Genomic DNA, 8,053 nt, shown 5'->3' with positions numbered 1-8,053 from the left:
GTTCAACAAACTCAAGAACTGGCGACGCGTTGCAACCCGATACGACAAAACCAAGGAATCCTACCTCGGCTTCGTCGCTCTCGCCTCAGTCAAACTCTGGCTACCCTTTGTCCACGAAACCTAACAAAGGCAAGTCCGATCCAGAAATATTCCGACATAATTACGCTCCTTCCGTTAACTTCTTGAAATATCCCTGTCCCGATCCGAGAATTGTTAACCATATTATCAATCTTTATCGAATCCGAACCCCGTTTTATTTGTAATTTATCAGGACGGAGCGAGTTCTGATTTACGAACAAGGTTAACGGAGGCGAAAATGCGCGTTCTCGACAAGAATGAAGTTTCGGAAGTTGCTGGCGGCACCCTGTGCCTGGTGAAGAGCCTCGTTGCGCTCAAGGTCAGCCTGCTCAAGAGCTGCGCTCCCAAGCCCGCCCCGGCTCCCTGCGCGCCCAAGCCGCGCAAGCACTGCTGATCGGCAATCGCCAGTCAACAGAGCCCGAAAAGGGGTGCGATCCAGGCGGTCGCACCCTTTTTTGCATATCTGGGCCGCATGAACGTCCGCCACCGGACGGCGCGTTGCGCAGGGTTAACGCAGAATTAGGACAGTATGTTTAGCGCAAGGTCAGGATATTGCCTCCGCGTCACCACGTTAAACCTGCCTTGGATTGCGCATGAGCCTGTTCAGACCCGAAGTCTTGGAAAGCAGGCGCCTTCAGCGCTTCGGGCGAACGGTGCCGCTCTATTCCAGCCACAGCCTGCCGATCACACTGGTTCTCCTGTTCGGGGCGATCGTCGTCTCGGTCTGGATGATGACGGGCAGCTATGCGCGCACCCAGCTTGCCGAAGGGTGGGTGGTGCCCAACGGGCCGATGGCCAGCGTAGTCGCCTTGCAACCGGGGATGGTGGCTTCGATCGCGGTGCGCGAAGGCGATACGGTCAAGGCCGGACAGCCTGTGGCCCGCCTCAGCCTCCAGACTGCCAATGCCGCCAGCGCCGATCCTGCCCGCCAGTCGCTCGAAATGCTTGCGCGGCAGGGCGATGATGTTGTCCGGCAGGGCGAACTGGCCCGCGCCAGCACGCGCGAAGAGCAGCAGCGCCTGCGCGCCGCCACACAGGCCATGAACACCCGGATGCAAGCCATCGAACGCCAGATCACCATTCAGCGCGAACAGGTTAAGTCGGCCGAAGCCAGCTTCGCGATCATGGCGCGCGCCGAACGCGAGAAGGCAATCAACCGCATCGACTTCGAAGGCCAGCGCCGCGCCCTTCTCGCCGAAAAGGCGCAGCTCCAGCAGCTCGTTTCGGAAAAGGCCGCCCTCAGCGCCCAGATCGCAGAGGCAAATGCCGAACTGCGCCTGCTGCCCATCCGTCTGGAACAGCGCCTTGCCGATCTGCGCGGCAATGCCATTGATGTCGAGAAGCAGCGCATGGCAGTGCAGCAGGGCAGTTCGGCCGTGCTGACCGCCCCTTTCGACGGGATTGTCGGAGTGGTTCAGGCCAAGCCGGGCCAGACGCTGAATGCGCAGCAGCCCGTCATGCAGATTCTCGGCGCCAATACGGTTCTGGAAGCCGAACTCTATGCCCCCACCCGCGCCATCGGCTTTGCCCGCGTGGGCCAGGACGTGCGGCTGATGTATGATGCCTTTCCCTACGAGCAGTATGGCACCTTTACCGGCACGATCACCGAAATCTCGCGCAGCGTCATCGCCGCCGATGAAGTGACCGCACCCGTCAAGCCCGAAGCGCCAAGCTACCGCATCCGGGTGCGGCTTGGCGAACAGGCGGTCCGCGCCTTCGGCCAGTCCTATCCGGTTCAGCCGGGCATGACGCTGAAGGCCAATATCATCCTTGAACGTCAGAGCTTTCTCGACTGGCTGCTGGAGCCTGTCAACGCCATCAGGAACCGCCTGAAATGAGCGGCGGACCGGCACCAGACACAGCCCCTGCCGAGGCCGCCAACGCAGTAACGCCAGCCAAGGCTCCAGCCTTCGGCACCGGGCTGAACCTGCTCAACTTCACCGGACGTTCGGTGCTGCCGTTGGTGCGCCAGTCCGAAGCGGCCGAATGCGGGCTGGCCTGCCTCGCCATGATCGCGGGCTACCATGGCCAGCGCACCAGCCTTTCCAGGCTGCGACAGCGCTTTCCGATTTCGCTGCGCGGCATGACGCTGGCGCAGCTCATGGCCGTGTCCGATGAGATGGGCCTGCACAGCCGCCCCTTGCGCGGCGAGATCGAGGAACTGCCCGAAGTGCGCCTTCCGGCAGTGCTGCACTGGGATCTCAACCATTTCGTCGTGCTCAAGGCCATACGTCGCACGCTCTCCGGCAAGCGGTATGTGATCCACGATCCGGCCCGCGGCGTGCTTGAGCTGGGCGAAGCGGCGCTTTCGCGCCACTGGACGGGCGTCGTGCTGGAACTGGCCCCCACCCAGGCCCTGCGCAAGGTGGGAAAGCCGGTGCGGCTGCGGCTTTCCCAGCTTGGCATGAACATCGGCGGATTTCGCAGCGCGCTTATGCAGGCAGTCGGCCTTTCGCTGCTGCTGCAACTGATCGCCTTTGCCGCGCCCTTCTTCCTGCAACTGTCGATCGACAAGGCCGTTCCAGCCTTCGACATGGCCTTTCTCACCGCACTGGCGCTCGGCTTTGCTGCGCTCGAACTGGTGGGTTTTGCCACCCGGTCCTTGCGCGAGCTGATTTTGCTCAAGGTGTCGAGCGCCGTCGGATTCTCGATGGTGACGGACCTGTTCCGACACCTCCTGCGTCTGCCTGTCAGCTACTTTGAACGGCGGCAGACGGGGGATGTGATCTCGCGCTTCGAATCCACCGAACCGATCAACGAGCTTATCAGCAAGGGGCTGGTATCCAGCACCATCGATGCGCTCATGGCCATCATCACCTTCGGCATCATGTTCTATTATTCGCCCGTGCTGACGCTGGTGGCCGTGGCGACGCTGGCGGTGTTCATCGGCTACCGGCTTGTCACCTTCCGCACCCTGCGCAACGCACAGACCGATTTTATCGCCGCCAAGGCCGACGAGGCCAGCACCATGATCGAGACCGTGCGCGGCATGAACACGATCAAGCTGTTTGGCCGCGTGGGCGAACGCATGACCCTTTGGCAGAACAAGCACGCCGATACCGTGAATGCGGGCATCCGCATGGGACGCACCTCGATCTGGATCGATACTGCCGAACACGCCGTCCTGCGGCTGGAAACGGTGCTTTTCGTCTATCTGGCGGTGGGCATGGTGATTGGCGGCACGTTCACCGTGGGCATGGTCTTTGCGTTTCAGGCCTACAAGAACCAGTTCCTCGATGCCGGGCAACGCTTTGTCGACATGATGTTCGATTACCGGATGCTCGACATGCACGTTGATCGTCTTGCCGATATCGCGCTGGAAAAGCCCGAAGAGACGCGCGGCAGCAGCAGCGCTATCGGACGCAAGCCCCTGGAAGGCGCAATCGAGCTGCGCGATCTGCGCTTTGCCTACGGCCGCGACGATCCGGAAATCATCCGCGGCGTCAACCTCAGGATCGCACCGGGGGAATCGCTGGCCATCACCGGCCCTTCAGGCGGCGGCAAATCGACCCTGCTCAAGCTCATCATGGGGCTTTATCAACCCACATCCGGCCAGATCCTCATCGATGGCCAACCGCTCTCGCGCGTGGGCATCGACAATTTCCGCAAGCTGTTCGCCACGGTGATGCAGGACGATGTTCTCTATGCCGGAAGCATCGCGGAAAACATTGCCTTCTTCGATCCCGACATGGACCTTGACTGGGTGGTGGAATGCGCGCGCATGGCCTGCATCCATGACGAGATCACGGGCTTTCCCATGGGCTACGAAACACTCGTGGGCGAGATGGGGGCATCGTTTTCAGGCGGGCAGAAGCAGCGCCTTTTTCTTGCCCGCGCGCTCTATCACCGGCCCCGCATCCTGATTCTGGATGAAGGCACGGCCAATCTCGATCAGGCCAAGGAAGCCGAAGTCAACGCCAGCCTCGCCGCGCTCGACATTACCCGCATCATGGTCGCGCATCGTCCGGAAACCATCGCTTCGGCACGGCGGGTGGTTGAAATGCGCGATGGTGTCATCACCGATCGGCTGATGCCCCGCGCCGCACAGCCGGGTGGCGCGATTGACCGGCTGCGGCTGCGCGCATGACTGGCCAGGACATGCCGCGTTCCGCCCCCATCGCTGAGCTTGTCGCCATCATCGGCCTAGCCGCGCTTTCGGCAGGCTGCACGCATTCCGGCGATCCGCACCGAGCACCAAGGCTTGCCTATCTCGATACGCTTTCGGGCAGCTTTGCTGATCCCGAAGCGCCAACCGGTCCGCTTGCCGCCGAAGCCCCGCCCCAGTCTGTGTCCGCCGGTCCGGCAGGATGGTGGCGTGTGGCTGGCGATCCCGCGCTTGAAAGCCTGCTTGCCAAGGCCGCCATAGCCAACAACGATGTTCTGGCGGGCGCGGCGCGGCTGGCGCAGGCGCAAGCCCTGCGCAGCACTGCCGCGGCCGCGCGCCTGCCGCGCATCGATGCCTCTGCCGATGTCTCACGGACAGACAGCCTTCGCGGACCGCGCGGACTTTCGCGGGAAAGTCTGTCTGTCCAGATCGATCTCGGCTGGGATCCTGATGTCTTCGGGCGTCTGCGCAAGGATGCCTCCGCGGCGCGCGCCGATCTCGCTGCGGCGGGATTTGATCTTGATAACCTGCAACGGATCGTGCGGCTTGAGGTGATCCGCACTTATGTTGCCTATCGCGCGCTTGAGACACGGCTGCAATATGTCGGCATTTCGGCACAGCGCCAGCAGGACATTCTCGACATGGTGGAAAAGCGCTATGCGCTTGGCCTCAGCGTCGAGACCGACCGCCAGCAGGCGCGGCTGCAACTGCTTCAGGTGCGCTCGCTTGAACCGCTGCTGCGCAACGAACGCAACCAGTTGCGCAACCGGCTTGCGGTGCTGGCCGGCACCACCGCATCGGCGCTCGATCCCCTGCTCGATCATCCGGCGGGCATTCCGGCATTCGCGCCGCCTGCGAACCTTGGCGTTCCGGCCGATGTAGTGCGGCTGCGGCCCGATGTGCGCGCGGCGGAAAGCCGCCTGATGGCAGCGGGCGAACGGATCGGTGCGGCCCGCGCCGCGCTGCTGCCACAACTTTCGATCGGCGCCACCCTGTCCACCGCTGCGCCCAGCCCTGCCGGTCTGTTCGATGCGATCATCGCCCAGACCGTGGGGCGCATTACCCAGTCACTCTTTGCCGGAGGCGCACAAAAAGCTGCCGTCGCCCGCAACCGCGCCGTCGCGGACGAAGCGCTGGCGGCATGGCGCAATGCCATCCTGCTCGCGCTCGAAAGCTGCGAGAACGCGCTTTCCGCCGCACGGACCGCGCAGGCACGCCTTGCCATCAACCGGCAAGCCCTCGATGCGGCAGAGCGGGCCGCTCAGCAGGCAAGGCGCCAGCACGAACTGGGCCTGATCGATTTCTTCGTGGTGCTAGCCGCCGAACAGGCGCTGCTCAGCCAGCGCGAGGAACTGGTCAACACGGCAGCAGCCCATGCCACCGCGCTTGCCGAACTTCATGCCGCGCTGGGCGAGACTGAACCGGCTTCCTGACGGCGCGTTGCCCATCAGGGAGCCGTCCCGTCTCAGCGCGCTTCGGGCGGACAGGCAATCGTCTCGCCCACTGCCTCGATCCCGGCATTGCGCACGCTCACCGCAAATCCCTTGTCCGCGCCGATGCGAACCGGATTGCCGATCGCCTGAACCTGTGCGCCGCGTGCGGCAAAACAGGTCAGCGGAATGCGCAGGGTTGCTGGCTGGCCGGACTGGCCGATCAACCCGCTCACATCGAAGCGCACACCGCCGAAAGCCAGCGTAACCGGGCCAGTGCCGCGCGCATCGGGCCGCCAGTCCAGCCGCAGCGCAAAGCTGCCGTTCACATGACGCTGCATGTCCACCGGCGGCCCATCGATGGCAATGTCGCCCTTGCCGCCCCAGGTGAACTGGCGCGCGTCTTCCTGCGCGGCAACGTCAACGCTGCGCATCGTCACCACGCTGTCAAGGCCAAGGCGCCAGGGATCGATCACCTTGCCCGCACGCATGAACGTCGTCTCGCTCAGCGCCGGTCCCAGATCCACGCGCGGATCCTCGTTTACCGGACCCAGCGCGCCGGGGCTGGCATAGGACAGGCCGTAACCCACCTTGAACAGCGGCTCCGCCATCGGCGCGCGGGCATCCTGCGGCCAGTCAAACGGCAGCCTGCCAGTAAAATCGCGCGCAGGCCGGCCATCGCGCCGGGCCACCAGCACATCGGCAACGCCCTGTCCCTGCGAACCGGGCTGCCACGCGGCGACGAAGGCATCGGCAAGGTTCATCGCCGCGCCCACGAACATCGGACGGCCCGAAAGGAACACCGCCACCACCGGCACGCCCTTTGCCTTCAGCGCCTTCATCAGTTCCAGTTCACCCTCGCGCGCATGGAACATGAGGTTGGGCACATCGCCCTGAAACTCGGCATAGGGCTGCTCGCCGAACACCACCACGGCCACATCGGGCTTGCTGCTGCCCGCTCCGTTCCCGATTTCGGCCGTGCCACCCGCTTCGGCGACCGCCTCGGCAATGGCACGGCCGATGGTGCGACCCTTCGGGAAATCGGCAGCCGTGGTATCGGTGCCCTGCCAGGTCACGGTCCAGCCGCCAGCCTGCATGGCCATGCTGTCCGCGCCCGGCCCCGTCACCAGCACCTTCGCGCCCGCGCGGATCGGCAGGACGCCGCCTTCGTTCTTCAGCAGGACGAGCGACTTTGCCGCCGCCTCGCGTGCAAGGGCAAGGTGCGCATCCGCCCCAAGCAGCGCGGGATTGCCCCGCTCCACCCGCGTCTTGCCCATCAACCCCAGCTTGAACTTCACGCGCAGGTTGCGCCGCACGGCATCGTCAAGCCGCTGCATGGGGATCGTTCCGTCGCGCACCTGCCTGACCGTATTGGCGAACAGGTCCCTCCAGCTATCGGGCGCCATATAGAGATCAAGCCCGGCGTTCAGCGCAGCCGCGCAATCGGTGGGGGTGCAGCCGGGAATCTGGCCGTGGCCGTTCCAGTCACCCACGATCAGCCCTTCGAAGCCCATGCGCTTTTTCACCACATCGGTCAGAAGCGAACGGTTGCCGTGGTTCTTGACCCCGTTCCAGCTTGAAAAGCTGGCCATGACGGTAAGCGCACCGGCATCGATCGCGGGGGGATAGCCCTGCGCATGGACGCGCACCAGTTCGGCCTCGGAAATCCGCGCGTCGCCCTGATCCTTGCCGCCTTCGGTCCCGCCATCAGCAAGGAAATGCTTGGCGCTGGCGGAAACCTTGTCCTTCGCCAGCGGCCTTCCCGCCACAAGCTGCCCCTGCAACCCTTCAACCATCGGGCGCGAATAGCTGGCAACGATCTGCGGATCGCTGGAATAGCCTTCATAGGCCCTGCCCCAGCGCAAGTCCTGGGGCACGGCCAGCGTGGGCGCGAATGTCCACTCGATGCCTGTGGCGGCGATTTCTGCTGCTGTTGCTGCGCCAATGCGGCGGATCAGGTCGGGATCGCGCGCCGCGCCCAGTCCGATATTGTGCGGAAAGATGGTTGCGCCGGGCACGTTGGAGTGCCCATGCACCGCGTCCACCCCGAACAGGATCGGAATGCCCGCGCCTGCCTTGCGCGATGCGGCACGGAACGCGTTTACCAGCTTCAGCCATGTTGCGCCATCGGCGCGCTCATCGCCGTAAGGGCCGCTGTTGCCTCCCGCCAGAATGGACCCCAGCGGATAGCGCGCCAGATCGGCCGGGGTGATCGCGCTGATATCGCCCTGAATCACCTGCCCGACCTTCTGCTCCACCGTCAGCCCGCGCAGGATGCGGTCGATCGCCTTTTCGGTCGCGCGGTCGGTAATGGCTGCGGGCGAGTGGGCGGCAGGCCAGTTCGCAGGGTTCGCCACGGCCTCGGCCGAATCGCTGGCAAAGGCTGTTCCCGCCAGCATCGTCGTCGACAGCAGCGCCAATGGTAGCGCAACCATCTGAA

The 8,053-nt window shown here is 64.2% G+C and carries 5 protein-coding genes and 1 pseudogene; 5 read left to right on the top strand and 1 reads right to left on the bottom strand.

Annotated elements, in window-relative coordinates; translation table 11 throughout:
• The 5 genes and pseudogenes from DKM43_RS13685 to DKM43_RS13670 all read left to right on the top strand — a co-directional run.
• Positions 1 to 124: pseudogene (locus DKM43_RS13685) on the top strand (IS5 family transposase); the annotation flags it as partial.
• 192 nt (positions 125 to 316) lie between these two features.
• On the top strand, positions 317 to 472 hold the full coding sequence (locus DKM43_RS16525; protein WP_161554096.1) for a hypothetical protein: 156 nt from the start codon (positions 317 to 319) through the stop codon (positions 470 to 472).
• 199 nt (positions 473 to 671) lie between these two features.
• Positions 672 to 1,916 (top strand): HlyD family efflux transporter periplasmic adaptor subunit, encoded by a 1,245-nt coding sequence (locus DKM43_RS13680; protein WP_109799054.1) that lies wholly within the window; start codon positions 672 to 674, stop codon positions 1,914 to 1,916.
• Positions 1,913 to 4,165 (top strand): peptidase domain-containing ABC transporter, encoded by a 2,253-nt coding sequence (locus DKM43_RS13675; RefSeq protein ID WP_109799053.1) that lies wholly within the window; start codon positions 1,913 to 1,915, stop codon positions 4,163 to 4,165. The genes DKM43_RS13680 and DKM43_RS13675 overlap by 4 nt, the downstream gene beginning before the upstream one ends.
• Positions 4,166 to 4,176: 11 nt before the next feature.
• The gene (locus tag DKM43_RS13670) at positions 4,177 to 5,616 is read left to right on the top strand and encodes an efflux transporter outer membrane subunit (RefSeq protein ID WP_161554095.1); all 1,440 of its coding nucleotides are present in this window, start codon (positions 4,177 to 4,179) and stop codon (positions 5,614 to 5,616) included.
• Between the two features lie 32 nt (positions 5,617 to 5,648).
• Here DKM43_RS13670 and DKM43_RS13665 read toward each other — a convergent pair whose 3' ends face one another.
• A complete protein-coding gene (locus tag DKM43_RS13665; RefSeq protein ID WP_109799051.1) occupies positions 5,649 to 8,048 on the bottom strand; it encodes a glycoside hydrolase family 3 protein in 2,400 nt (799 codons plus the stop codon).
• Positions 8,049 to 8,053 lie beyond the last annotated feature (5 nt).

It is taken from the genome of Novosphingobium meiothermophilum (assembly GCF_003171715.1).
In the GTDB taxonomy this organism is placed as follows: Bacteria; Pseudomonadota; Alphaproteobacteria; order Sphingomonadales; family Sphingomonadaceae; genus Novosphingobium; species Novosphingobium meiothermophilum.
The sequence above is the reverse complement of the archived record's forward strand: the minus strand, read 5'-3'. Positions and strand labels throughout refer to the sequence as shown.